At 47.7% G+C, this 22,619-nt stretch carries 22 protein-coding genes; 10 read left to right on the forward strand and 12 right to left on the reverse strand.

Going from position 1 to position 22,619, the window contains the following annotated elements:
• The first annotated feature begins 173 nt into the window (after positions 1 to 173).
• The gene (locus tag FE296_RS17150) at positions 174 to 905 is read left to right on the forward strand and encodes an HAD family hydrolase (RefSeq protein WP_150365778.1); all 732 of its coding nucleotides are present in this window, start codon (positions 174 to 176) and stop codon (positions 903 to 905) included.
• A 102-nt stretch (positions 906 to 1,007) separates the two neighbouring features.
• Here the strand turns inward: FE296_RS17150 and FE296_RS17155 are convergent, their stop codons facing one another.
• Positions 1,008 to 1,358 carry a cupin gene (locus FE296_RS17155; protein WP_124116636.1) on the reverse strand — a complete coding sequence of 117 codons (351 nt, stop codon included), beginning with the start codon at positions 1,356 to 1,358 and terminating at the stop codon, positions 1,008 to 1,010.
• A gap of 359 nt (positions 1,359 to 1,717) precedes the next feature.
• Between FE296_RS17155 and FE296_RS17160 the strand changes: the two genes are divergently transcribed.
• Together FE296_RS17160 and FE296_RS17165 are read left to right on the forward strand one after the other, a co-directional pair.
• The gene (locus tag FE296_RS17160; protein ID WP_190945313.1) at positions 1,718 to 2,197 is read left to right on the forward strand and encodes a Dps family protein; all 480 of its coding nucleotides are present in this window, start codon (positions 1,718 to 1,720) and stop codon (positions 2,195 to 2,197) included.
• Positions 2,198 to 2,324: 127 nt separating this feature from the next.
• Entirely contained in the window at positions 2,325 to 3,536 is a 1,212-nt protein-coding gene (locus FE296_RS17165) for a nitric oxide synthase oxygenase (protein WP_150365872.1), read from the forward strand.
• Between the two features lie 49 nt (positions 3,537 to 3,585).
• On the opposite strand, the gene FE296_RS17170 is transcribed toward FE296_RS17165, so the two are convergent.
• Positions 3,586 to 4,944, reverse strand: coding sequence for an MFS transporter (locus FE296_RS17170; protein ID WP_150365779.1), 1,359 nt, complete (start codon positions 4,942 to 4,944; stop codon positions 3,586 to 3,588).
• 256 nt (positions 4,945 to 5,200) lie between these two features.
• Between FE296_RS17170 and FE296_RS17175 the strand changes: the two genes are divergently transcribed.
• From FE296_RS17175 to FE296_RS17190, 4 genes are read left to right on the forward strand one after another with little or no spacing between them, the layout of a single operon-like run.
• The gene (locus FE296_RS17175) at positions 5,201 to 6,310 is read left to right on the forward strand and encodes an ABC transporter ATP-binding protein (protein WP_150365780.1); all 1,110 of its coding nucleotides are present in this window, start codon (positions 5,201 to 5,203) and stop codon (positions 6,308 to 6,310) included.
• Positions 6,300 to 7,133 (forward strand): ABC transporter permease, encoded by an 834-nt coding sequence (locus tag FE296_RS17180; protein ID WP_017691799.1) that lies wholly within the window; start codon positions 6,300 to 6,302, stop codon positions 7,131 to 7,133. The genes FE296_RS17175 and FE296_RS17180 overlap by 11 nt, the downstream gene beginning before the upstream one ends.
• A complete protein-coding gene (locus FE296_RS17185; RefSeq protein ID WP_062836831.1) occupies positions 7,108 to 7,917 on the forward strand; it encodes an ABC transporter permease in 810 nt (269 codons plus the stop codon). The genes FE296_RS17180 and FE296_RS17185 overlap by 26 nt, the downstream gene beginning before the upstream one ends.
• Positions 7,914 to 8,987, forward strand: a complete 1,074-nt coding sequence (locus FE296_RS17190) for an ABC transporter substrate-binding protein (protein ID WP_124116632.1) — start codon at positions 7,914 to 7,916, stop codon at positions 8,985 to 8,987. The genes FE296_RS17185 and FE296_RS17190 overlap by 4 nt, the downstream gene beginning before the upstream one ends.
• Positions 8,988 to 9,286: 299 nt before the next feature.
• On the opposite strand, the gene FE296_RS17195 is transcribed toward FE296_RS17190, so the two are convergent.
• The 5 genes from FE296_RS17195 to FE296_RS17215 all read right to left on the reverse strand — a co-directional run bounded on the left by FE296_RS17195 (position 9,287) and on the right by FE296_RS17215 (position 13,602).
• Positions 9,287 to 9,787, reverse strand: a complete 501-nt coding sequence (locus FE296_RS17195) for a hypothetical protein (protein ID WP_124116631.1) — start codon at positions 9,785 to 9,787, stop codon at positions 9,287 to 9,289.
• A 255-nt stretch (positions 9,788 to 10,042) separates the two neighbouring features.
• Positions 10,043 to 11,044, reverse strand: coding sequence for a cation diffusion facilitator family transporter (locus FE296_RS17200; protein WP_091036009.1), 1,002 nt, complete (start codon positions 11,042 to 11,044; stop codon positions 10,043 to 10,045).
• Between the two features lie 192 nt (positions 11,045 to 11,236).
• Positions 11,237 to 11,833 carry an SMI1/KNR4 family protein gene (locus FE296_RS17205; protein WP_150365781.1) on the reverse strand — a complete coding sequence of 199 codons (597 nt, stop codon included), beginning with the start codon at positions 11,831 to 11,833 and terminating at the stop codon, positions 11,237 to 11,239.
• Positions 11,834 to 12,157: 324 nt separating this feature from the next.
• Positions 12,158 to 12,928, reverse strand: coding sequence for a DODA-type extradiol aromatic ring-opening family dioxygenase (locus tag FE296_RS17210; RefSeq protein ID WP_150365782.1), 771 nt, complete (start codon positions 12,926 to 12,928; stop codon positions 12,158 to 12,160).
• On the reverse strand, positions 12,928 to 13,602 hold the full coding sequence (locus FE296_RS17215; protein WP_150365783.1) for an alpha/beta hydrolase: 675 nt from the start codon (positions 13,600 to 13,602) through the stop codon (positions 12,928 to 12,930). Before FE296_RS17215 ends, FE296_RS17210 begins: the two co-directional genes overlap by 1 nt.
• 227 nt (positions 13,603 to 13,829) lie before the next feature.
• Between FE296_RS17215 and FE296_RS17220 the strand changes: the two genes are divergently transcribed.
• Together FE296_RS17220 and FE296_RS17225 are read left to right on the forward strand one after the other, a co-directional pair.
• The gene (locus FE296_RS17220; protein WP_124116627.1) at positions 13,830 to 14,195 is read left to right on the forward strand and encodes a glyoxalase superfamily protein; all 366 of its coding nucleotides are present in this window, start codon (positions 13,830 to 13,832) and stop codon (positions 14,193 to 14,195) included.
• A gap of 67 nt (positions 14,196 to 14,262) precedes the next feature.
• Positions 14,263 to 14,802 carry a helix-turn-helix domain-containing protein gene (locus tag FE296_RS17225; RefSeq protein WP_017691808.1) on the forward strand — a complete coding sequence of 180 codons (540 nt, stop codon included), beginning with the start codon at positions 14,263 to 14,265 and terminating at the stop codon, positions 14,800 to 14,802.
• Positions 14,803 to 14,910: 108 nt separating this feature from the next.
• On the opposite strand, the gene FE296_RS17230 is transcribed toward FE296_RS17225, so the two are convergent.
• The 5 genes from FE296_RS17230 to FE296_RS17250 form a co-directional block, all read right to left on the reverse strand.
• Positions 14,911 to 15,630: a 3-ketoacyl-ACP reductase gene (locus FE296_RS17230; RefSeq protein WP_076332439.1), complete on the reverse strand. Its 720-nt coding sequence runs from the start codon at positions 15,628 to 15,630 to the stop codon at positions 14,911 to 14,913.
• A 77-nt stretch (positions 15,631 to 15,707) separates the two neighbouring features.
• Positions 15,708 to 16,607, reverse strand: a complete 900-nt coding sequence (locus FE296_RS17235; RefSeq protein ID WP_150365784.1) for a DUF4097 family beta strand repeat-containing protein — start codon at positions 16,605 to 16,607, stop codon at positions 15,708 to 15,710.
• On the reverse strand, positions 16,604 to 17,197 hold the full coding sequence (locus FE296_RS17240; protein ID WP_150365785.1) for a DUF1700 domain-containing protein: 594 nt from the start codon (positions 17,195 to 17,197) through the stop codon (positions 16,604 to 16,606). The genes FE296_RS17235 and FE296_RS17240 overlap by 4 nt, the downstream gene beginning before the upstream one ends.
• Positions 17,190 to 17,519 (reverse strand): PadR family transcriptional regulator, encoded by a 330-nt coding sequence (locus tag FE296_RS17245; RefSeq protein ID WP_091036026.1) that lies wholly within the window; start codon positions 17,517 to 17,519, stop codon positions 17,190 to 17,192. Before FE296_RS17245 ends, FE296_RS17240 begins: the two co-directional genes overlap by 8 nt.
• Before the next feature lie 296 nt (positions 17,520 to 17,815).
• Entirely contained in the window at positions 17,816 to 19,360 is a 1,545-nt protein-coding gene (locus FE296_RS17250; RefSeq protein ID WP_150365786.1) for an FAD-dependent oxidoreductase, read from the reverse strand.
• A gap of 392 nt (positions 19,361 to 19,752) precedes the next feature.
• On the opposite strand from FE296_RS17250, the gene FE296_RS17255 reads away from it, so the two are divergent.
• On the forward strand, positions 19,753 to 22,575 hold the full coding sequence (locus tag FE296_RS17255; RefSeq protein WP_150365787.1) for a glycoside hydrolase family 3 C-terminal domain-containing protein: 2,823 nt from the start codon (positions 19,753 to 19,755) through the stop codon (positions 22,573 to 22,575).
• Positions 22,576 to 22,619 lie beyond the last annotated feature (44 nt).

A 22,619-nucleotide genomic window follows, 5' to 3' on the forward strand; every position in this document is an offset into this window, starting at 1 on the left:
CCATTAAATGGAATGAAGCAATCATCTAATGCGAGCTGAATAATGGGCTTATTCTCACATGGAATTAATGTATCTCCATAGCATGATGTTTCATGGTTTGGACGGGACAAATGAATACATATATAGTAAGAAGAGAATGTTTGGACGCAAAAGCAGGAGGATAGACAACCATTATGAATGAAATAAATAATGCTAAGACGATATTTTTCGATGTGGATGATACGTTATATGATCACTTGCAGCCGCTTCGTGGCGCTTTGCAGGACGTTCTCGGCCTGCCGGATAATTTCCCTTATGCTGAGGCCTATCATCGTTTTCGATATTATAGTGACTGGCTGTCTGCTCAAGAAGATCTGTCCGCTGTACCAGAACCGGATGCAGTAGAGCGAATGCGCCGTCAGAGGTTTGAGTTGACGATGGAAGTGTTCGGGCTCCCTCTACAATCGGGTCAGGCTGAAGAACTGCAAGCTAAGTATCTGAGCAGACAGTTTGAGATTGTGCCTTTTGAAGGAGCATATGAGTTGATTAGAAGGCTTCAGGCAGAAGGCCATACCGTTGGTCTAATAACCAATGGAGAAGGAGAGCATCAGCGCCGCAAGCTTGAAGCACTGGATGTGCTCAGTCTCGTGGACGAGCATCTGATTTTCATCTCCGGTACGACTGGTTATGCGAAACCGGATCGCAGGTTGTTTGAATATGTGAGTAAGCAGTCCGGGACAGATGCGCGTTCCAGCTATTACATCGGAGACTCGTGGCGTAATGATGTGGTAGGTGCAGTGGATGCAGGCTGGAAGGTTATCTGGTTCAATCATCGGGAGGCGCTGCCGGAATCCGATCATCAACCCCATTTTGTAGCATCGAGCTATGAAGAAATCAGTCGTATTCTGACTTTTGAGGTTGTATAAGTTTAAGGATATATATGTTGAAAGGAGCAGTCCTGTTACCGTTTTAGGTGCAGGTCTGCTTTTTGGTGTTAAAGAAGGACTTCATTTCTTACGTTACACCTTCTATAGAGGCATTAATAATGAGGTGTCTAACTCTTCACTTTCAATTACAATTGCCATGAGTCCAGCTTCTGTTTTGGTTTCGTGCCATTCATGTTTATCCCAGAGTACGGCTTCGCCACAATGCACTTTGATGTATTCATTTGCTTCACCTCTAACCCAACCCTCTCCGCTTACGATCAAAAGGAGTTGAGGAACCACAGCTTGGTGATAACCTACTACTCCATCCTCAGGCAAGTGCATACATCCGATATGAGCTGTTTTGTCGGTCTGCGTAATACGTGACATGACGAAATTAGAATCAAATTTGGTAATCTTCTTCCCGGACTCTTGTTTGAATTGAAATATCCTCATGTTTACCTCCGTAATAGTGACTAAGTTAACTTCCTACAATGGCAACAATCCTTATGATGGGTATCATCCTACTCCAAAAAAATATGGAAACCCAATCAGATGAGTCTATCATAGCTCCAATCGTTGTGGAATAGTTTACTGGCAATCATCAATCTTCTAATTGCCTGTGCCAACGTTTCTATGAAGCTGTGCTTCATGAAATCTTCATTCACAAGACAGTGCAAAAGCCTTTCCAAACCGTATATGCGGTGTTATAATTAAAACAAGATTTAGATTAAGTCTAAATTAAAGGAACGAATCAAAGTAGTCCATAACAATCTTTCAAATTCTATTTTTATATTCGAGAGGGGATAAATTCCATGAGCACAATCCAAACTAGAAACAACAATTTTGCTAACAACGCCACAGCACTTCAAGAGGTCCTGAACCGTCAGATCGCAGGTTGGTCCGTATTGTACACGAAACTGCATAACTTCCACTGGTATGTCCAAGGACCTCATTTCTTCACACTACATGCCAAATTCGAAGAGCTGTACAACTTGGCTACGGCAAATATGGATGAAGTTGCAGAACGTTTGCTTGCTATTGGTGGACGTCCAGTGGCTACGATGGGTGAACAGCTGCGTCTGTCTCCGATTGAAGAGGCACAAGGACAGTTGTCTGCTGAGCGTATGGTAGAGTCGGTGGTTGCTGATCTGCGTACGATGGTGGAAGTGATTCATCAAGGCATTCACGAAGCGGGAGAAGCAGAGGATAACGCAACGGAAGATATGTTGATTGGCTTCACCGCTGCCCTGGATAAAGAGGTCTGGATGTTAAACGCATTTTTGGGCAAATAAGCAAAGTCACCCTTCATCCTGACAACGATATGTAGAGTCCGTGAACAAAGTGTCCGTTCGCTTACAAAACCGGTGCGCTTGCCGTATAATGATGGCATTCATGATGTACAGAATGGTGGAATGAATGATGCGGTCAGACCTGGAACAAATGCAGGAAGAAGCTGAACGGTTTATATATACATGTTATGAAGAGCTGGGCCATTCGCGTGAAGACGCGCAGGCCCGGCTTGTTGCCGTTATGGGCGAGATCGAAGTAACGGGGACCTATGTGCATACCACAGAGGAGTTGGAGCAGGGTTGTAAAATGGCATGGCGGAACAGCAACCGCTGCATCGGGCGGCTGTTCTGGGATAAATTGCGGATCGTGGATGCCCGTCATGCCGATACGGCTGGAACGGCAGCGGATGCTGTGTTGAATCATATTCATGTGGCATCCAACGGAGGCAAAGTGATTCCGATGATTACCATCCTTCCACCGGATGGACCGGAAGGAACTCCGATACGGCTCTGGAATCATCAGCTCATTCGTTATGCGGGATATGAGACAGAGCACGGCATTATTGGAGACCCTGCTTCGGTGGAACTGACGAAGGCGGCGATGACACTTGGCTGGCAGGGAGCAGGTAGCTCCTATGATGTGTTACCGCTCATTATACAGGCACAAGGACAAGCTCCGGAATGGTATGTTGTACCCGAAGAAGAGATTGTGGAAGTGATGATTGAGCACCCGGAGCAGAAGGAGATTACTGAGCTGGGTATGCGTTGGTATGGTGTGCCGATGATCGCCGATATGCGTCTGGAGATTGGCGGTATATCCTACCCGGCAGCGCCGTTTAATGGTTGGTATATGGGTACCGAGATTGGCGCCCGTAATCTGGCGGACACGTTCCGCTATAACAAGCTGCCTGCGGTGGCGGCAGCGTTTGGGTTGAATACATCAAGTGAAACGACATTATGGAAGGACCGTGCTTTGGTGGAACTGAATGTCGCTGTGCTGCATTCGTTCAAAAAAGCAGGTGTGAGCATTGTGGACCACCACACGGCGGCAGCGCAATTTGCGATGTTTGAACAGCGGGAAGAGAAGGCTGGGCGTGAGCTGACCGGGGATTGGGTGTGGCTGATTCCGCCGGTATCTCCGGCGACAACGCATATTTTCCACAGCTCCTATCGCAATGAGATTGTGAAGCCGAACTTTTTCCATCAGGATCAGGCGTATACCCTGAAAGATGGCGTGGCATCTGCCGCAGAACTGCGAAGCAGTGAGCAGCAGAATGCACAGGTAGAGAATCCCCAGCCACTGGCCGGGGATGCGCCAATGAAATGCCCGTTTGCACATTAAATTGTGCAGGCGGGTTATTTTTTGTGATCCTTTTTTATCAAATGAAGGACTACCCCTTTTTCAATCGATACCGACTGCGCATCACGGCTTGAACTACAATGGCAGCAGCAATCAGCACCAGATTGAACACAAACACGGAGTACAGCGATCCAACTTCCATAAGCAACGCAGCAACCAGTGGAGATACAATGGAGCCGATCTCGGCAGCAGAGACAATTTTGCCTATGACAGAACTTCGACTCTCGTCCGGGATATGATCACCAATATGAGCAAAGAACGAGTCCATGTAACATGCACCGCCAACCCCGCCAATCAACATGCCAACATAGACCCATAGATGGGAGGACGTGCTTAGAAATACAGCAACTTCGATTCCAATCAGGAACATGCCGAGCATGCAAAGCAACAGGCGATCGCCCATCCGGTCAGAGAGATAACCAACAAAGGGTGCAGCGGCAAGCGTAGAAATCCCGGATACGGTGAAGGCTAGACTGGTGGCAAAGGGGTCCCAGTGCATGATGTGAGCTGCATACAGTGCAAAATAGGTGAGGAATACCGCATAGGCGCTCATCTCCAGAAAATGTACTGTACCGTAGCCGAGAAGCTGTTGACGCTGTGTGAGCTCTGTAGACAAATCTTGAGTATGCTTTGCATCAGATGGTGATGAAGATAAAGGAGGGGCAGTCGATATAGTAGTATCAGGGTGGGAGTCACTTGTGGTGGAATCTACAACAACTTCATCCGTGGAGAGCACTGAATGTGTTAAGTAGTCCAGAGGTTCTTGTGTCACCGTCGCAGAAGGATCTTCTATTAGATGATCACTTAACGTATTCCCGGATTCATGAGTAGCTCTAGCTTGTGCTGTCGTCTTTATCCCCATCGCAGCGACCACGGCCATCAGACAACATACGGTAACGAGTAAAAAAGGCACCGACAATGGCCAGTGCAGCGCGAGCCAGCCACTTATAACCGGACCGAGCACCATTCCGCCACCCTCACTGCTGCTGATATACCCATTGTACAGGCCGCGGTTGTCTACATTACCCCCATCCCCGATGATGGAACGCACGACCACGGTAAGCCCGGTGGAAGCCAGCCCTTGCAGCAGTCGGAGCAGGCCGAACAACACCGCAGCAGAGGACATCGCGAAGCCACCCATGCAGACAGCGAGCAGTAACAGCATGAGGATGAGCGCGCGTTTACCCCCGAGTTTCTTATAAATTGCCGCTGCAGGAACGCCACCAATCACTTTCCCGACATAAAAAAGCGCAAAAATAACCCCCATCATCCAGCCGGACAGGCCGAATTCCTCAATAAACAAAGGAAACAGGGGCAGGATCATGAATCCGCCCATCTGACTTAGGAAACAAATGGTTATCAGCAAGGGCAGGTTACGACGAATATCCAAGAGCCAAGACTCCTTTCACACATAAAATGGAATCCCAAACGTGCTTCACTTCCCAAAGGAATGCGTAGATATCGACATATACCCGTAATGTATGCAGGATTTTTGAAAATAAGAAGAAAATGACACGCGGCGTTTACATCAAAACCATTGCGGATATACCTGAATCATATATAATAGATGGGTTATCTATAAGGATGCATGAACGAAAGTGTACAGAATTAAGAGGTACCTCAAGTATAAGGGGGCGATGTGAAGCATGTCAGAACAACAACCGATTATCCGCTTCGAAATGGTGACTCAGCAATACGATCAGGATGAAGCCGTATTGAAGGCAGTCAGCTTTGAGATTGAGCGGGGTAAATTTTATACGCTTCTTGGCCCATCGGGCTGCGGAAAAACAACGATATTGCGGCTGATTGCCGGTTTTGCGGAGCCGACTCAGGGCAGTATTTATTTTAATGGTGCACTCATCAACCGGGTGCCTGCCCATCAGCGGCAGGTGAATACTGTATTTCAGGATTACGCGTTATTCCCACATTTGAATGTATTTGAGAACGTGGCTTTTGGTTTACGGATCAAAAAGATGAAAACGGCTGAAATTCGCAGCAAAGTGTTGGAAGCCCTCAAGTTCGTCAATCTGTCCGGTTATGAGAACCGCGAGATTGGCGAAATGTCCGGCGGACAGCGGCAGCGTGTTGCGATTGCACGCGCAATTGTGAACGAACCTGAAATTCTGCTGCTGGACGAGCCTTTATCCGCACTCGATTTGAAGCTACGGACTGAGATGCAGTACGAGCTGCGGGAGCTGCAACAGCGACTGGGCATTACGTTTATTTTTGTTACACATGATCAGGAAGAGGCCTTGGCAATGTCGGATGAGATCTTTGTCCTGAATGGCGGCGTGATTCAACAGAGCGGTACACCGAATGATATCTATGATGAGCCGATTAACCGCTTTGTGGCGGACTTTATCGGAGAATCAAATATTGTATCGGGCAGAATGAAGCAGGACTTTGTGGTGGAATTTGCTGGCGCACAGCATGAGTGTGTCGATCAGGGTCTCCAGCCGGACGAGCCGGTAGAGATTGTTATCCGCCCAGAGGATCTGGAGATTACAACCGAAGAACAAGGCAAGCTCAAAGTCAATGTGGACTCCCAGTTGTTTCGCGGGGTGCATTACGAGATATCCACGTACGACGATGCGGGCAATGAGTGGCTTGTTCATTCCACGAAGAAAGCCGTTGTAGGCGCACGAATTGGACTGTATTTTGACCCGGAAGCTGTACACGTCATGCGCTTTAACGAGACCGAAGAAGAGTTCGACAAACGACTCGAAGCCTACCAAGAGGCCGCTCATGCAGACTAAGGCCAGCACACGCAATGCGTATCTGATTCCATATGTACTATGGATGGTGTTGTTTGTTGTGGCGCCGGTTCTGCTGGTCATCTATTATTCATTCTTCGATGTGGAGGGTAACTTTACGTTTGGCAACTACGCCCGGTTCTTCACACCGGTGTATTTGCAGATGACGCTCAGTTCGTTCTGGTATGCATTTCTGATTACGGCGTTCTCACTGCTGATCTCGTATCCAACGGCATATATGCTGACCCGTACGAAGCACAAGCAGCTGTGGTTGCTGCTGATCATTCTGCCAAGCTGGATCAATCTCTTGTTAAAAGCGTACGCCTTTATCGGCTTGTTCGGAACGTACGGTCTGACCAACTCCCTGCTTGAAGTGGTGGGTATTGGCACACAGCAGATTTTGTTCACCGACTTCAGTTTTATCTTTGTCTCGGTGTACATCTTCATTCCATTCATGATTCTGCCGATCTTCAATGCGCTGGAAGAGATGAATCCGTCGTTGATCTACGCGGCGCGGGATCTGGGAGCCTCATCTTGGCTGACATTCCGCCGGGTTATCTTTCCGCTGACGATTAGCGGTGTGAAATCAGGCTGTCAGGCTGTATTTATTCCTGCGCTGTCTCTGTTCATGATTACCCGCCTTATTGCGGGGAACCGTGTAATTACGCTGGGAACAGCGATTGAACAGCATTTTCTCGTCACCCAGGACTGGGGGATGGGTTCTACGATTGCCGTCTTTTTGATTATTGCGATGGCGATTATTATGTTCCTGACTGGATCAGGCAAGAAGGAGGTGCGTAATGGGAAGAAACGGAAAGCTGTCTAACGTCTATCTGGCCGTTGTATTCGCCATCCTTTACGCACCGATTGCGTATCTGATCTTCTATTCCTTCAACAGTGGCGGCCATATGCGCAGCTTCGAGGGATTCACGCTTGAATGGTACAGAGAGGTGTTCGCTGATACTCGGCTGCTCATCATTGTGCTGAATACATTTATCATTGCGCTCCTGTCATCAGCGATCTCAACGATCCTCGGTGTAGCAGGAGCACTGGCGATCTACCATGTGCGTCGCAAACGGACCAAGAACACGCTGCTGTCACTCAATAACGTGCTCATCGTGAGTCCCGATGTCATCATTGGTGCATCGTTCCTGATCCTGTTTACCATGATTGGCATCAAATTGGGCTTCACTTCGGTCCTGCTGTCTCATATCGCATTCAGTGTACCGATCGTTGTGATCATGGTACTGCCGAAGCTGCAGGAGATGAGTCCAACACTGATGGATGCGGCGCGTGATCTGGGCGCTGGTTCATGGCAGATTCTGACGCGTGTGGTGCTGCCATACGTGAAACCGGGTATTTTTGCCGGATTCTTCATGGCGTTAACGTACTCGCTCGATGATTTTGCAGTAACATTCTTTGTCACGGGTAATGGATACTCGACACTCTCGGTAGAGATATACTCCAGAGCAAGGCAGGGCGTTTCGTTGTCCATCAACGCTTTGTCTACCCTGTTATTCCTGCTCACGGTGCTGCTGGTAGTCGGATATTACTTCATTAACCGTCGTGCAACACGGATACCTCCAGGAGGAAAGGGGCTGCGACCATGAAGCAACTGGTACGGACATTTGCGCTTGTTTTTGTGGCCGCGTTTGCCCTGATGATTCTGGCTTCGTATCTGAATAAGAGTCAGGGGTATTCTGGCGGCAACACACTGACTATCTATAACTGGGGCGATTATATCGACCCGGATCTGCTCAAGGAGTTTGAGGACGAGACAGGCATTAAGGTTATCTATCAGACGTTTGATTCCAATGAAGCGATGCTGACCAAGATTGAGCAGGGCGGTACTACGTTCGATGTGGCGATTCCTTCCGAATATGCGATTAGCAAAATGAAAGAGGAAGACCTGCTCGTTCCAATTGATCACAGCAAATTGACTAACCTGAGTAACATCGATCCGCGGTTCTTGGACTTGTCCTTTGACGAAGGCAACAAGTATTCCATCCCGTATTTCTGGGGCACGGTGGGGGTTGTGTACAATCCTGAGCTGGTGGACGGATTAACGTTCGATAGCTGGAACGACCTGTGGGACCCGCGTCTGAAAAACCAAATCCTGCTCCTTGACGGTGCACGCGAAGTCATTGGGATGGGATTAAACAGTCTTGGGTATTCTCTGAATGATACCAACGAAGACCATTTGCAAGAAGCGCTGAAGAAGCTGTCTACATTGACACCAAACGTCAGAGCAATTGTCGGAGACGAGATCAAAATGTTACTCGCCAATGAGGAAGCAGCAGTTGGACTTGTATGGTCCGGGGATGCATCCGAGATTATGGATGAGAACGACAAGCTGGATTATATGGTGCCGGAAGAAGGCTCGAACCTTTGGTTTGATAACATGGTTATTCCGAAGACGGCGAGTAATATTGAAGGAGCACACCAGTTTATCAACTTCATGCTGGACCCCGACCATGCCGCTCGTAATGCGGAGTATGTCGGATATTCCACTCCGAACGCTGAGGCACTGAAGTTACTGCCAGAGGACATCTCCGAGGATGAGCGCTTCTATCCAGACGAGGCACTGACAGGCAAGCTGGAGGTCTACGATAATCTGGGTAAAAAAATGCTCTCGCATTACAATGACCTGTTCCTGGAGTTTAAAATGCATAGCAAATAACCGTCAATAACGTGTGCACAGTTCGTTAGATTTGCAAAAAAGACAAAAAGGGTTGCAGCTCGTCATTTCAATTGAATGACGAGCTGCAACCCTTTTTTATTACCTGCTTCAGAGCAATAGCGTAGGTTATGTTTTTTTCGTGCACACGTTAACGGAGGGGACAGAACAAACGAAGGAAGCGAAGCGTTCGCCTTTATCACCGGATTTCCCATTTCAGATGGGATTCAAAAAAATCCGGGGATAACAGCGATCCGAAGTTGTTCTGTCACCGCAGTGATCAAGTGGAAACGAATAAAGGGTTACATACGCTTTTTGCGACCCACCATGATCCATGCCCCACCCATAATCAGCACAATCGCCACGAACGGTTGGATAAAGCTCAAGCTGCTCAGCATCGTGCCAATCGACATCACAGCGAAGAATAGCAACGATATCACCGTTAGAATGTTGATGGGGATCAGCAACCATTTGTTCCGACCACCGAACCAATACAATTCGAACAAACCAACAGCTACAGCCAGAATGAAGCCCGGCCACATCGTACCCCAGTTGTTAAACAGCATGGCGATCTGACAGACGATACCAACCGTGAGTAGCAACCCACCAGGAACCAGAAGCCCAACCCCTCTGCCAATCATGGAGAAGTAGAGCCAGTGGAAGAACAGTCCTAGTGGAATCACGAATAACGTGGGCCAGAAAGTCGCAAAGATCATACCCGGACCGAGTGAACCTCCCTGGTTGAGAATCAGGTACACGCCCAGCAAAATGAGAACAGGCGCAAGGATCGTACGTTTAGCCATAATATCTCTCCTTCTCAATACAAAATCAATTTTCCGAACGGTTGTATGTAGAGCAATTACTTTCGTTATTCACAGCATAGCATGAAATGGAAAAGTCTATCCTCCGTCTTTGGAGTTAAAGTGGACCTAGACCAAAGTCTAGGTACGTAAATTTGAGAAACTATACTCCCTAGATGAGGGTATAGTTGAACATGCTAAAAACCCACTCTGTTGAAGAGTGGGTTCTGTCATTTTTTTTATACAGAACGAAACTTGTTATTTCACCACATCCGAATGTTTCTTGCCCCAGCTGTTCACACCGTCATCCTCAATAATGGAGATGGCAGCGTCGGCGATGTCGGGGTTTGTCATCAGTTTCTCCTGAATACGGAACTTGATGTCATCTGCATCGGCGAGGCTGAGTCCTTTGGTCAGTTCAATCAGACCTTCCACATGATAATAACGCCCTTCCTGAATGATACGCATCATCTGAATATCGGCAACGTGTGTGTCTGCCAGAATGGTTTGGGACACTTTGTCCTCAATATCCTGGGGAGCCGCAACACCGATCAATCCGATCATATTATCATAACCAACCCGGAAGGCTACAGCGATCATCAGACATCCAATAATCGTCGTCACAATACCATCAAGCAAAGCAAAATTGGTCAATGCAATGACTACAACGGAGATCAAGGCGAGTGTCGCACCGAGTACTGCTACAACATCTTCGTAGAATACGAGACGGGTTGGTGGCGCAGCACGGCCTACATTTTTGATGGCAGCAGGGACCAAGGCAAATCCGGCGGCTTTGGGTGCGCGTGCTTCTTTGAGAATTTCCTTCATCGCTTTGATCAGAATGGCCCCGTCAATGACAATGTTCAGAACAAGCACTCCGATATTAATCCAGAGACCGCCGGTATGACCAACAGGATGCTGCAACAGATGGATGCCTTCATGGATCGTTTCATACGCCATAATCGTCACGACAATCACGGCGATCATGCAGAAAATGTTAATGACCCGTCCGAATCCGGTCGGGAAGCGGCGTGTAGGTTTTTTCTCGGACAACACACTTCCGACAAATACAAACCCTTGGTTAATGGCATCAGCGAGTGAATGCATCGCCGAAGCGAACATGGCACCACTGCCACTGAATAGGAAGGCTCCCCCTTTGCACACAGCAAGAACGGCATTACCAGCCATCGCTACGGCGGAGGATGTGTTTCCTTTTTTGACAAGAGACATAAAGCTCTCAGACTTCGGTTGTTCAGCCACTTCGTATGTTCCTCCCAGATCAATGTATTAGGTGTAGAAAAGGCAGTTTATCTATACAGCATGTGCATTTCCACTAAATGTTATTATAACCGCTTTGACATATCCCAGCATTATGCAAAAAAGGTCATATCATCATAGATTCATGTGATCCATAGGAAGTAAGAGATTACAGCTGGAGTAATTTACACTTCCTTAGTATTCAATGGCCTCCAAGGCACGTAGATTCCGATTGGACTGTTCCAACAGTTCCGTAAATGTCCCAGCCACGTAATATACAAAATCCGGATCATGTATGTACATAATAATCTGCCCGTACGAACCTTCTTCTGTCGGATCAAAGTCGAACATCAGATACAGTGATCCACCTCCGAGCATGCCAAACGTAACCCATTTTTTCTGAAAAAGGTACGGTTTGATTCGGGGATCAAGTTCTCCGATCTCTTCTTCGGTAAAATAATCATCCATGCGATTCTCCACCAGCGTGGATTGCTCCTTTTGAATCCTTTCCAGGGACAACAGATAAAATGGCTCAGTCTCCCGTCCGTCCTCAAGGCTTGGATACAAGACGTGAAAGCCATAACCGCTCCCATCTTTACGTTTATAAAACGCACGAAAATCAGCAGGTAAACGAATGCCATGTTCCCGCTCGAATGCATCAAGCTGCTCATCCGTCACCCCTTCAAACTGGTGATATGCCTCCAGAAGCTCCCGGTTTTCCTCATCTTGTACCTTCTCTTCAAGTAAAGCATCAAGTTCATCCATCAATTCATATATACGCTGTTCTGGCATCCAATTCCCTCCCTATGAACTATTCAGATAATATGGTGAGTGATATGCGCGCAAACTGATTCTAATTTCACCTCATATTATAGTTATAATCCGAAAAAGCACACAAGAAACCGGAGTCCTTGCTTACATACTACAATGGTCTCATTATTCAAAGGCGGTTGTTGCATAATCAGCATACCCGGCTCCATCCCAATCAACATCTACAACCTTCATGAAAGTCGCTCCTAACAACAAATAAAGCTAGGGATACAGGGGCAATCCCTGTATCCCTAGCTTATTATTTATCTACTATATAAGTGAAACTAACCTTTCATATCGTCCTCTTTAATCAAACTTCCAGCAGGACAAGCTCAGGTTACCATACTGATAGGCTTTGAACAGGAGCGATGCGCGCTTGTTCTGATCTCCCGCACCCATGGCGAGTAACAGCGGTACAAAATGCTCCGGGGTAGGCACGGCCGCTTGAGCTGAAGGTGCCAGTTTATCATAGGAGAAGAGAGACTCCGTATCCCAACTCACCAGCTTGTCATGCAGCCAGTTGTCGAACTCCGATGCCCACGGGTCAACGCCGTTACTTTCCCAGTTCAATCGACGCAGGTTATGAACGGTTCCGCCGCTGCCAATCACGAGAATGTCTTGCTCACGCAAGGAAGCGAGTGCCTGTCCGACCTGATATTGCTGCTCACCTGTCAGATAGCGATTCACAGACAGAGCAACCACGGGAATATCCGCATCCGGGTAGAGCATGCGCAGAACGACCCAAGCGCCGTGATCCAGGCCACGAACGTCATCGGTCTGTACCGGAATCCCGGCTTCTTGCAATAAACGCTCTACTTCAGCAGTGGTTTCTGCCTGTCCTTGAGCCGGATACTTGATCTGGTACAGCTCGGGCTGGAAACCGCCAAAATCATAGATGGTTTCGTAATTAGCTACCGAGGATACAAGCTGAGTAGTGGATTCCCAGTGAGCAGAGAACAATACGATTGCTTTGGGTTTTGGCAGTTCCTGCCCGAGCTTTTGCAAAAATTCAGTGTACACATTCTCCTCCAGAGCCAGCGATGGGGCACCGTGAGCAATAAACAGGGATGGCATCATTATGAATTCAGTCCTTTCGGGTCTTCGGTAGTCAGATTTGCATTCGTCCGAAGCCATTGTTGGAATTGCTGATATAGATCGGGGGTCACCTGATGCCCACCGTTGTAAGGTACATATGTGACGTGACTCGTATGTTGACGGAAGAAATTGGCGTTATCTTCGCCCAGTTGCAGCGGGAATAGATGATCCTGATCCCCATGTGAGATGAACACAGACAGCTCCGAATCGGGTTGCAGCTTGTACTCGTCTTTCACAAATTGCGGGATGTACCCACTCATCGCTACTATGCCTTTAATGGCATCTCCCATGATCAGCGATAGGGTCATTGCCATAATGGCGCCCTGGCTGAATCCGGCGATATAACGCCGCGTGGGATCAATAGCATATTGGGCGGACAGCTCAACAATCAACTGTTGCAGTCCCAACACGGAGGCATCATACAATTCACGGATGGGGTTGCCAATGCTTTTGATCTGAAAATAAGCATAACCACTACCCTGAACGATAGGCCCACGGATGGCAACAATAATAAAATCAGACTGCATAGGCTCCATTAAACGAAGCATATCTTGCTCATCTGATCCCATGCCATGTAAGGCGAAAATCACAGGATAACGTTGATCTGGATTGTAATGAGACGGTAATCGGACTTCATGTATATAAGGAGAATTCATTGAAAACACCACCTGATGAGGAATGAGTTAATATATCGCTTTGATGATAAAGTTCACTAATATGAAATAAATATTCTTATTTATGAACAAAATTTATCATGGTTTCATTGTAGGGTCAATACTTTTTTTGTATGATGAATATATGTTGTTTATAAAAAAAGTTAAAAACAGTTAATAGATAAGCCACTGCGCATGGTTCATATTTTATTCCCAAGGACGTGATCAGGATGTTAAAGCGTATCGTGCCTATTTTGAGAATATTTGATGAAAATAAAGCTAGAGAGTTCTACCTTGAATACCTGGGTTTTCAATTGGATTGGGAACATCGATTCGAACCGGATATGCCCTTATATATGCAGGTTTCGCTCGATTCCATCGTGATTCATCTGTCCGAACATCATGGAGATTGTACACCTGGAGCTGCCTTGCGCGTGGAAACAGATACCTTGGATACATTTCATGGTGCACTTCGTCAGAAAGAGTACAAAAATGCGAGACCCGGTATCGAGGAGACCCCTTGGCAATCAAGAGAAATGACCGTGACAGATCCGTTTGGCAATCGGATTATATTTGTTGAGGCAAGCGCTGAATAGATAACCTGAAGTAGCGAAGCTTACGTCTGGTGTCTTATATAGATCAATAGAAGGGGAGGGACGCAATATGGATATTGGCTTGGCTATTCGTACGATCCGCAAACAGAAACAGATTACGATCATGCAGATGTGCGAGGGCACGGGGTTGTCCAAAGGTTTTATCAGCAACGTAGAAAATAACAAAACGTCACCTTCCATTGCTACGCTTGAAAGTATTGCGGATTATCTGGAAGTGCCACTTCCCTATTTGCTGCTGACACCGGAGCAACGGATGAATGTGGTACGTAAGAACGAGCGCAAGGAAACAACGGCGGGAAGCGGACAGATCAAAGTGCAGCAGCTTACAGCCAAAGGTGCGATGCGTATGTCCATTGTGGAGTTACCACCAGGTGCTTCAACCGGGGTTAGCAAACATGCCGGGGAGGAAAGCCATCTGGTGTTGCAGGGGAAGATTCGTGCGGAGCAATGCGAAGATGTGGAAGTTCTTGAAGTGGGTGATTCGTTTACCTGGAATGCAATAGTGCCCCATGAAGTGACCAATATCGGTGAGGAGCCTGCGGTGGTGCTCATTGCGGTGTCCAAAGAATTGGGTTTGGATCATTTATAAAATAAAAAGGACGGCTCCCAAGTCATGAACATGCGAACCTGCATACATGTACAATGGGAAACGTCCTTTTATATTTCTAACGAACTGAAAAGATCAGAAGCACAATGTCTATTGTGGATTAGTCGTCCAGATACCTGCTGCTTTGACAAAGACACGGTCAGACAGCTTGAGTGTTGCGAGTGCAAGTTCAGCTACATCTTCCGCTTGCATCATGCGATCTTCGTCGCCAATTTTCAGTCCGGCATTGGTCGCAAGCTCCGTATTAACGGTGCTTGGAGTCAGTGCGGTCACACGAATGTTGGACTTGCGCACTTCCTGCATCAGAGATTCAGTCATGCCGAGTAGCGCAAACTTGGATGCACAGTATGCCGAACCTGTAGCGAATCCGCGCTCACCTGCAGTGGAAGCAATATTGATAATGCTGCCGCTACTTTCCTTGATCATGCTTGGAAGGACAGCGCGTGTGACGTAATATGTACCCATAACGTTAACATGCAGAATGCGTTCCCACTCTTCTGGATCCATATCCAGCAGTGTGCCGAAGCTTGCGATACCTGCATTATTGATAAGAATATCCACTGCACCGAGTTCCATCTCAATGGCTGCTACAGCGGCTTCCGCCTGTGTACGATCCGAGATATCTGCTACAGCACTGGTTACTTTCACACCGTATTCTTGACTAAGAGACTGCTGCAGAGCCTGAAGATCGGAAGCGGTGCGAGCGATAAGGCCGATGTGCACTCCTTCTTTGGCAAGTGCTTCAGCGATCGCACGACCGATGCCTTTACCGGCACCTGTGATGATCGCTGTTTTATTTTTAAGTTCCATGTGGGTAATTCCTCCTTAGAATTGGACTGGCATCTGATTATACTATATTACCCACAGTTCGGAAATTTGCTTCATCACTATTTGGTAATCTCAATGCTCCCGGAAGAGGTACGGGCTTTGATCACTTCTCGGCTCACCATTGGGGATTCAGGTACATCGACACTTCCGGAAGTAGCTTTGGCGTCGTAAATTCCGTCGAAATCAGGTGCAGCTTGAATGAAAATGTCTCCTGATGTTCCCGATGCATTAATCGGGGCGGAATGGGACTGTTCAATATGAATGCTACCCGAAGTGAATTGAACATCGGCAGCACCATTTAATTCAGTGATCTCAATATCTCCTGATTTAATCTTACTGTTTACATGACCGGCAATCTGATCTGCCGTGAAGCTTCCGGATGTCTGTTTCACGGTTATGTCTCCATCAATCATGGAAGCATTAATGTCGCCAGAAGTTAGAACCAATTCAATATTGGGCGCCTTGATGTTTTCCAGACGTATGGAACCTGAGGTATTACTCAGCTCAAGCTGTTTGGCATTTAGACCTGTCAGATCCCAGTCACTTGAAGAGGAGTCCAGCTTAACCTCATTTAACTGGAGTCCTTCAGGCAAGGCAACGGTTATTGTGGAGTCTTGATCATTCCAGTATAAGGTGAAAAATTGGAATCGTTCACGTTCTGTCTGCGCCAGTTGGAATGTGCCGTTGGATAAGGTAGCCTGTTCGAAGCTTTTGACTACAGCAGGGTCCCATTTGCCATCCACTTCGATATAACCATTCGAATCCGGGCTTACAACAAATTCAATATCTGCACTGAAATTAGCATTCATGATAATGTTCTGCAATTCATCTGCTTTGAAATCCCATCGTTTAGAATAATGCTCCCGTTCATCCCCGAACTGAACGCCATAGATGGATGTCCCAAGTAAACCTATTCCGATACATATCACGGCAAGCGCAAGCCATTTTTTAGTGTTCATGCGGAAACATCTCCTTTCATTTTGTTTTTATTCCATCTAATGTATTGAAGAGTAATGTTCTTGAAGGCTTTAAAAACGTACTTCGATGCGATGGCAAACAAAATGCCGACACCGAATGCGCCAATCGCAACGAAGATCTCTGCTTTATCGAGTTGGCTCAGGAATACGAAATCCACCACTGCTGCCACAGGAGCCAATACCAGCAAGGAAAGGCTGGCAATAACAAGCCATACCGACCACATCATGAGACCAAGAGGAATGCCAAGAATCAGATTCAGGAATAACAGGCCGATGGCAGTGAAAAATTTGCGAGTGGCTCTGGTGTTGTTTCTGGGTGACCGCATTTCGCGATACGTCGGTGCATAGAACGCATCTGAACCCGGCGTATGAATGTCATAACGATCACCGAGTGCTTCCTTGGCGATTTCTTCCGGCTGACCGAGTTCCCGAGCGATCTCTTCTTCCAGCCTGCCTTCTCGTAGTCCAAGCTCGAAATGTTGATCATAGTCGGCGAGCAACTCAGCCCGTTCGAGTGGGTCCATCGGCCGTAGATGAATTTCCATGGCTTTCATAAATTGTTGTCTATTCATTAGGGGTTCCTTCCTCAATCAGATTTGCGACATTGCGCACAAATTCATTCCATTCTGTCGTCAGTGCCGTCATGTAGTCGCGACCTGTATCGGACAGTCGGTAATACTTGCGCGGCGGGCCTTCAGTTGATTCTTGCAGGTAGGTGGTGCAGTAACCGTCATTCACAAGCCGGCGAAGCAAGGGATACAGTGCACCTTCAGCAACTTCGATATGTTTGGAGACCGCCTGAGCCAGTTCGTAGCCATACCGATCCTGGCGGTTAATTAATACCAGGACGCACAGCTCCAATACTCCTTTTTTGAACTGGATGTTCACATTCACACAGGTTCCTCCTTCGTAGCTTCATTTATAGCTAGTATATATTGTTCAGTAGTGGTGAAGTCATCATAGCATCCAGTACTGTTTAATGCAAGGTAGTGACTTTAAAATAGTTCCGTATCACGATTGATCGATAATGAGTTCGTTTAATACTGATGCTTAGCTGAAGTGGTCTGTTTAGCTATAATTCAGCATACGCAAAAACCGGATCGGTTACTTCCGTCTGGAGGCGGATTCCGATCCGGTCTGTGAGATGAACTTTTGTTTCTTTGGTTTACAGGTTAATCGCTAAATGTCGGTTATTCTTGTGCATCCAGAACTTTGAGGTCTTCCACAGCAGGGCCCTCAATGACATGACCTGCATAATTGAAGCGGGAACCATGGCATGGGCAATCCCATGAACGCTCGCCCTCGTTCCATTCGACTTCGCACCCCAGATGGGTGCAGGTGGTATCCACCAGAAACAGCTTGCCACTGGTGTCCTTGTAGGCGCCAGCCCGTTTGCCGTTATGTCGAACGACAGCTCCTTCGTCTTCACCAATATCACTAACATTTTTGTGCACAATGCCTACTTTACCAGAGATTAATTCCTTGGCTACATTGGCGTTCTCCACAATAAAGTTCTTCATGCCAGGATCTGCTTTGAATCTTGCTGGATCAAATACTTCAGCATGCGGATTATCACGTCCGGTGATGCGATCTGCGAGGATGTGACCAGCCATGGTACCCGTTGTCATACCCCATTTGGCAAACCCGGTCGCCACATAGACACGTTCATGTCTTCCGGTAATCGGTCCAATGTAAGGCACCTTGTCAATGGAGATCAGATCCTGGGCTGACCAGCGATATGGAATGTTGCGAATGCCAAATGTCTCTGCTGCGAACTGCTCCAGGCGTTCATAATGACCGAAGGTGCAGATGCCTTGTCCGGTTTTGTGATTTTCACCGCCAAAGAGGATATGTTCTTTTCCGTCATGTAAGACAGTACGCAAGGAACGGGACGGTTTATCGTCTGAGATGTACATACCGCCCGCATAGGGTTTCTCCGGTTCGACTAATACGGCGTAGGATCGTTCCGCATGCAACCGCGTGAAATAGAATCCAGGATCATAGACAGGGAAATGAGAAGCCACGACAACATGTTCCGCTGTTACGGATGGGCCATCGCCATAAGTTCGTACATGCAGGGAAGCATCCTCCTCCACATCGGTTACGGTGGTGTGCTCATAGATACGTACCCCATGTTTCACAGCGGAATCGAGCAAGTAGTGCAGGTAGGCCAACGGATCAAAGCGTGCCTGACCCGGCATGCGAATACCTGCCCTGGCGGGAACAGGAATAGGGAGTGGGTCTACCCATTCGCCAGGAATATTGAGTTTGCCATAGGCGGTCAGTTCGATCTCCAGTTTTTTGATGTTTTCCTCTGATTGAATGTAGACGTAGGCATCTTCCTCTGCCCACTGGCAATCAATCTGTTTTTCCTTCACCAGATTGCGCATCCATTTGGCGGCTTGGGCATTGCCTTCGTAATACATCCGGGCCTGTTCTTGTCCGAAGTGATGCATGATCTCATTAAATATGACACCGTGCTGTGCAGATACCTTGGCCGTGGTATGACCGGTCGTGCCATCCAGTACTTTTCCAGCCTCCAGTACGACTACACGCATACCCGTCTGTGCCAGCAGATAAGCGGTGGTAATCCCTGCAATACCGGCACCGATAATCGCTACATCGGCGGTGATATCTTCGGTCAGTTTTGGATAGGCATTGAATTCATGCGTAGCACGCCACAATGATTCGGGGACGGGGGGCAGACCCGTCTTGGACTGCTGATTGTCGCTCATTTTTCTTCCTCCTTGTTTATCTTCATTCGGTTGATTCGCTTATCGTTCAGTGCACATCGTTGTACTCTTATCCATGATTGCCAGACTATGCCAGGAAAAAACGGTGCTGTTTAGATTTTGCAGAGAGCTGTTCACAATTTCCTGCGGAGCACCTCTGTTTTTTTTGCTAAACATACTATATGATTAGATTACCGAAATCGTTTTAGGTTTTGAAAAGAAGATAGAGTTATACACCTGTAAACGTTGATTACAAAAGGATTAATCCATCCATTGGAAGAACAAATCCATCCGAATTAATCCTCGCTTTTTCTTGAGGTATGTATTCGCTATCATTTTGAATTTAGCGAGTTTTGAGAAACGTCCTAACTACCTATAACCAAAGGAGATTCTATATGACGACCAACCAAACGAAATATCCGTTTCAAGATACAGCACTAGCGTTAGACACCCGGGTGAAGGATCTTGTATCCCGCTTGACGGAAGATGAAAAAATTGAATCCATGCTGCAATATCAGCCAGCAGTAGACCGCCTGGGTGTGCCTGCATACAAACACGGAACAGAAGCGGCCCATGGTTTGGCCTGGCTTGGAGAAGCAACATCCTTCCCACAACCGGTGGGGCTAGCATGCACATGGGATGCGGATCTGATGAAGGAGATTGGCTCCGTGCTCGGAGACGAGGCGCGTGTATTTTATAAACGAAATCCGGCAGTGAACGGTCTTACGCTGTGGGCACCTACAGTGGATATGGAACGTGACCCGCGCTGGGGACGGAATGAAGAGGCGTATGGTGAAGATCCGGAACTGACAGCCGAGCTGACAACAGCATTGGTCAAAGGAATTCAGGGCGACCATCCGAAGTATTACAAAGCGGTCGCTACCTTGAAGCATTTCCTCGCCAATAATAACGAAGTAGATCGTGGAAGCGGTTCGTCCAGCATTGATCCACGTAACATGCGTGAATATTATCTGAAGGCGTTCGAGAAGCCATTTAAGGAAGGCGGCGCACAGTCCATGATGACGGCGTACAACTCCATTAATGGTACGCCAGCGTTGTTGCATCCATTTGTGAACGAGGTTGTCAAAGGCGAATGGGGCATGGATGGTTTCATTGTCAGTGATGCAGGAGACGTAATGGGCATCAAGAACGATCATAAATACTATGATTCACACACACCAGGTACGGTAGAGTCTGTGAAGGCAGGAATTGATAGCATCACCGATGATGCTGAGCTGTCCAAACAGGCACTGCGTGAAGGATTGGAACAAGGTACACTCACGATGGATGACATCGACAAAGCGTTGTTTAATACGTTCCGTGTGCGTTTCCGTCTTGGCGAGTTCGATCCGGAAGAAGGCAACCCGTACGCTGCTATTGGTGAAGAGTCCATGATGACAGATAAAGCAAAAGAACTGTCGCTCAGAGCCGCAAGAGAACAAGTGGTATTACTCAAAAACGACAAAGGCACGCTCCCGCTGGACAAAACAAAAGCTGGTAAAGTGGCTGTGATTGGTCAATTGGGCGGAACGGTCTATCGTGACTGGTATGCAGGCACCATGCCGTATAACGTATCCCCACTTGAGGCGATCCGTGGCAAAGTAGGCAGCGATAAAGTATCGTTCAAGGATGGTAATGATCGCATTACGTTAACTTCCGTAGCCAATGGGCAGAAGATTGGACTGGCAGATGGTGAGAAATCACCTGTTGTTGCTTCGGGAGAAGCGGAGACGTTTATGGTGTCCGACTGGGGCTTCGGAAGTTATACCTTGCAGGCCGAAAGCAACGGCAAATATCTGACCACAGATGAAGAGACCGTAACGGCTTCCGCTGATGAAGTGTACGGCTGGTTCGTGAAGGAAGTATTTCACCTGTTGCCACAAGAGGACGGCAGTGTAGGTCTGACCACTTGGAATGGCAAAACGGTGACTGCTCCTAATGGTGGAAACGATGCATTTGCGGTGTCCGAAGAACTGAAAACCTTCGGTGCCACAGAGACGTTCAAGCAGGATGTGGTTGTGAATGGACTGGAGGAAGCGGTAGCAGCTGCCAAGGCTGCGGAAACGGCGATTGTCTTTGTCGGTAATAATCCGCTTGTAAACGGGAAAGAAGAGATTGACCGTCCAAGTCTGGATCTCGCCGAATCCCAGCAACGTCTGGTTGAGGCGGTCTATGCCGCGAACCCGAACACGGTAGTCGTTATCGTGGGCAGTTATCCATTCACATCGAATTGGGTTCAGGAGAACATCCCGGCGGTATTGTACACTTCACACGCAGGACAGGAACTGGGTAACGCAGTAGCAGACGTACTTTATGGCGACTATGCGCCAGCAGGCCGTTTGAACATGACATGGGTACAATCAGCAGATCAACTGACCGACATCAAGGATTACGATATCATTCAATCCGGTCGGACATATCAATATTTTGAAGGTAATGTATTGTATCCGTTTGGACATGGTTTGACGTATGCAACGTTTAAATACAGCAATTTGGAACTTAGCCCAACTCAAGTGGGTACAGAGGGCAGCGTTACGGTAACTGTAGATGTAACCAATACCGGTTCAATTGCCAGTGACGAGGTTGTACAGTTGTACGTTCGTGCAGGCAAATCCCGGGTGAAACGTCCACTCAAAACGTTAAAAGGATTCCGTCGTCTTCATATCGAAGCGGGAGGTACAGCTAAAGTCAGCTTCACCTTGCCTGTTCAGGAACTGGCAATCTGGGATGTAACTCGTGATCGGTATGTCGTGGAAAGTGGAACTTACTCCATCATGGTTGCCAAGTCATCCTCTGATGTTCAGCTGGTTGCAGACCTGACGGTAGAAGGAGAGACGATCCCTGCCCGTAATTTGGGTGTGGCTACTCGTGCTGAAAATTATGATGCTTACCTGGGTGTTGATCTGGATGAGAGCAAAGAGGGCGGAAGTGCTGTCCGTGTAGTTGGAGAGCAAGGATGGATTGCTTTCAAGGATGCCGATCTGGGTAGTGGGGCAGCAGCAATTGAAGTGCGAGTCTCCGCAGAACAAGCAGGTGCTGTGTTAGAAGTTCGACTCGGTTCACCAGACGGTACGCTCGCAGGACGTGTGGAACTGGCGCAAGGTGAAGCCCAGCAGTGGTCTACCGTGAAGGCGGAACTCACAGGTGCATCAGGCGCGCAGGATGTATACATTGTGCTGTCGGCAGGTGTACGTATCAGTCACTTCGAGATTCATTAAGTCAAATAGCTCATGAAAAAGCCTCCGAATACATTCGGGGGCTT

It is taken from the genome of Paenibacillus sp. UASWS1643 (assembly GCF_008693195.1).
GTDB lineage: Bacteria > Bacillota > Bacilli > Paenibacillales > Paenibacillaceae > Paenibacillus > Paenibacillus amylolyticus_B.

Bases quoted from the DNA above. Each gene is read 5' to 3' on its own strand.
- FE296_RS17150 (WP_150365778.1), top strand. From the start codon at position 174: ATGAATGAAATAAATAATGCTAAGACGATATTTTTCGATGTGGATGAT.
- FE296_RS17155 (WP_124116636.1), bottom strand. From the start codon at position 1,358: ATGAGGATATTTCAATTCAAACAAGAGTCCGGGAAGAAGATTACCAAA.
- FE296_RS17160 (WP_190945313.1), top strand. From the start codon at position 1,718: ATGAGCACAATCCAAACTAGAAACAACAATTTTGCTAACAACGCCACA.
- FE296_RS17165 (WP_150365872.1), top strand. From the start codon at position 2,325: ATGCGGTCAGACCTGGAACAAATGCAGGAAGAAGCTGAACGGTTTATA.
- FE296_RS17175 (WP_150365780.1), top strand. From the start codon at position 5,201: ATGTCAGAACAACAACCGATTATCCGCTTCGAAATGGTGACTCAGCAA.
- FE296_RS17180 (WP_017691799.1), top strand. From the start codon at position 6,300: ATGCAGACTAAGGCCAGCACACGCAATGCGTATCTGATTCCATATGTA.
- FE296_RS17185 (WP_062836831.1), top strand. From the start codon at position 7,108: ATGGGAAGAAACGGAAAGCTGTCTAACGTCTATCTGGCCGTTGTATTC.
- FE296_RS17190 (WP_124116632.1), top strand. From the start codon at position 7,914: ATGAAGCAACTGGTACGGACATTTGCGCTTGTTTTTGTGGCCGCGTTT.
- FE296_RS17195 (WP_124116631.1), bottom strand. From the start codon at position 9,787: ATGGCTAAACGTACGATCCTTGCGCCTGTTCTCATTTTGCTGGGCGTG.
- FE296_RS17205 (WP_150365781.1), bottom strand. From the start codon at position 11,833: ATGCCAGAACAGCGTATATATGAATTGATGGATGAACTTGATGCTTTA.
- FE296_RS17210 (WP_150365782.1), bottom strand. From the start codon at position 12,928: ATGATGCCATCCCTGTTTATTGCTCACGGTGCCCCATCGCTGGCTCTG.
- FE296_RS17215 (WP_150365783.1), bottom strand. From the start codon at position 13,602: ATGAATTCTCCTTATATACATGAAGTCCGATTACCGTCTCATTACAAT.
- FE296_RS17220 (WP_124116627.1), top strand. From the start codon at position 13,830: ATGTTAAAGCGTATCGTGCCTATTTTGAGAATATTTGATGAAAATAAA.
- FE296_RS17225 (WP_017691808.1), top strand. From the start codon at position 14,263: ATGGATATTGGCTTGGCTATTCGTACGATCCGCAAACAGAAACAGATT.
- FE296_RS17230 (WP_076332439.1), bottom strand. From the start codon at position 15,630: ATGGAACTTAAAAATAAAACAGCGATCATCACAGGTGCCGGTAAAGGC.
- FE296_RS17235 (WP_150365784.1), bottom strand. From the start codon at position 16,607: ATGAACACTAAAAAATGGCTTGCGCTTGCCGTGATATGTATCGGAATA.
- FE296_RS17240 (WP_150365785.1), bottom strand. From the start codon at position 17,197: ATGAATAGACAACAATTTATGAAAGCCATGGAAATTCATCTACGGCCG.
- FE296_RS17250 (WP_150365786.1), bottom strand. From the start codon at position 19,360: ATGAGCGACAATCAGCAGTCCAAGACGGGTCTGCCCCCCGTCCCCGAA.
- FE296_RS17255 (WP_150365787.1), top strand. From the start codon at position 19,753: ATGACGACCAACCAAACGAAATATCCGTTTCAAGATACAGCACTAGCG.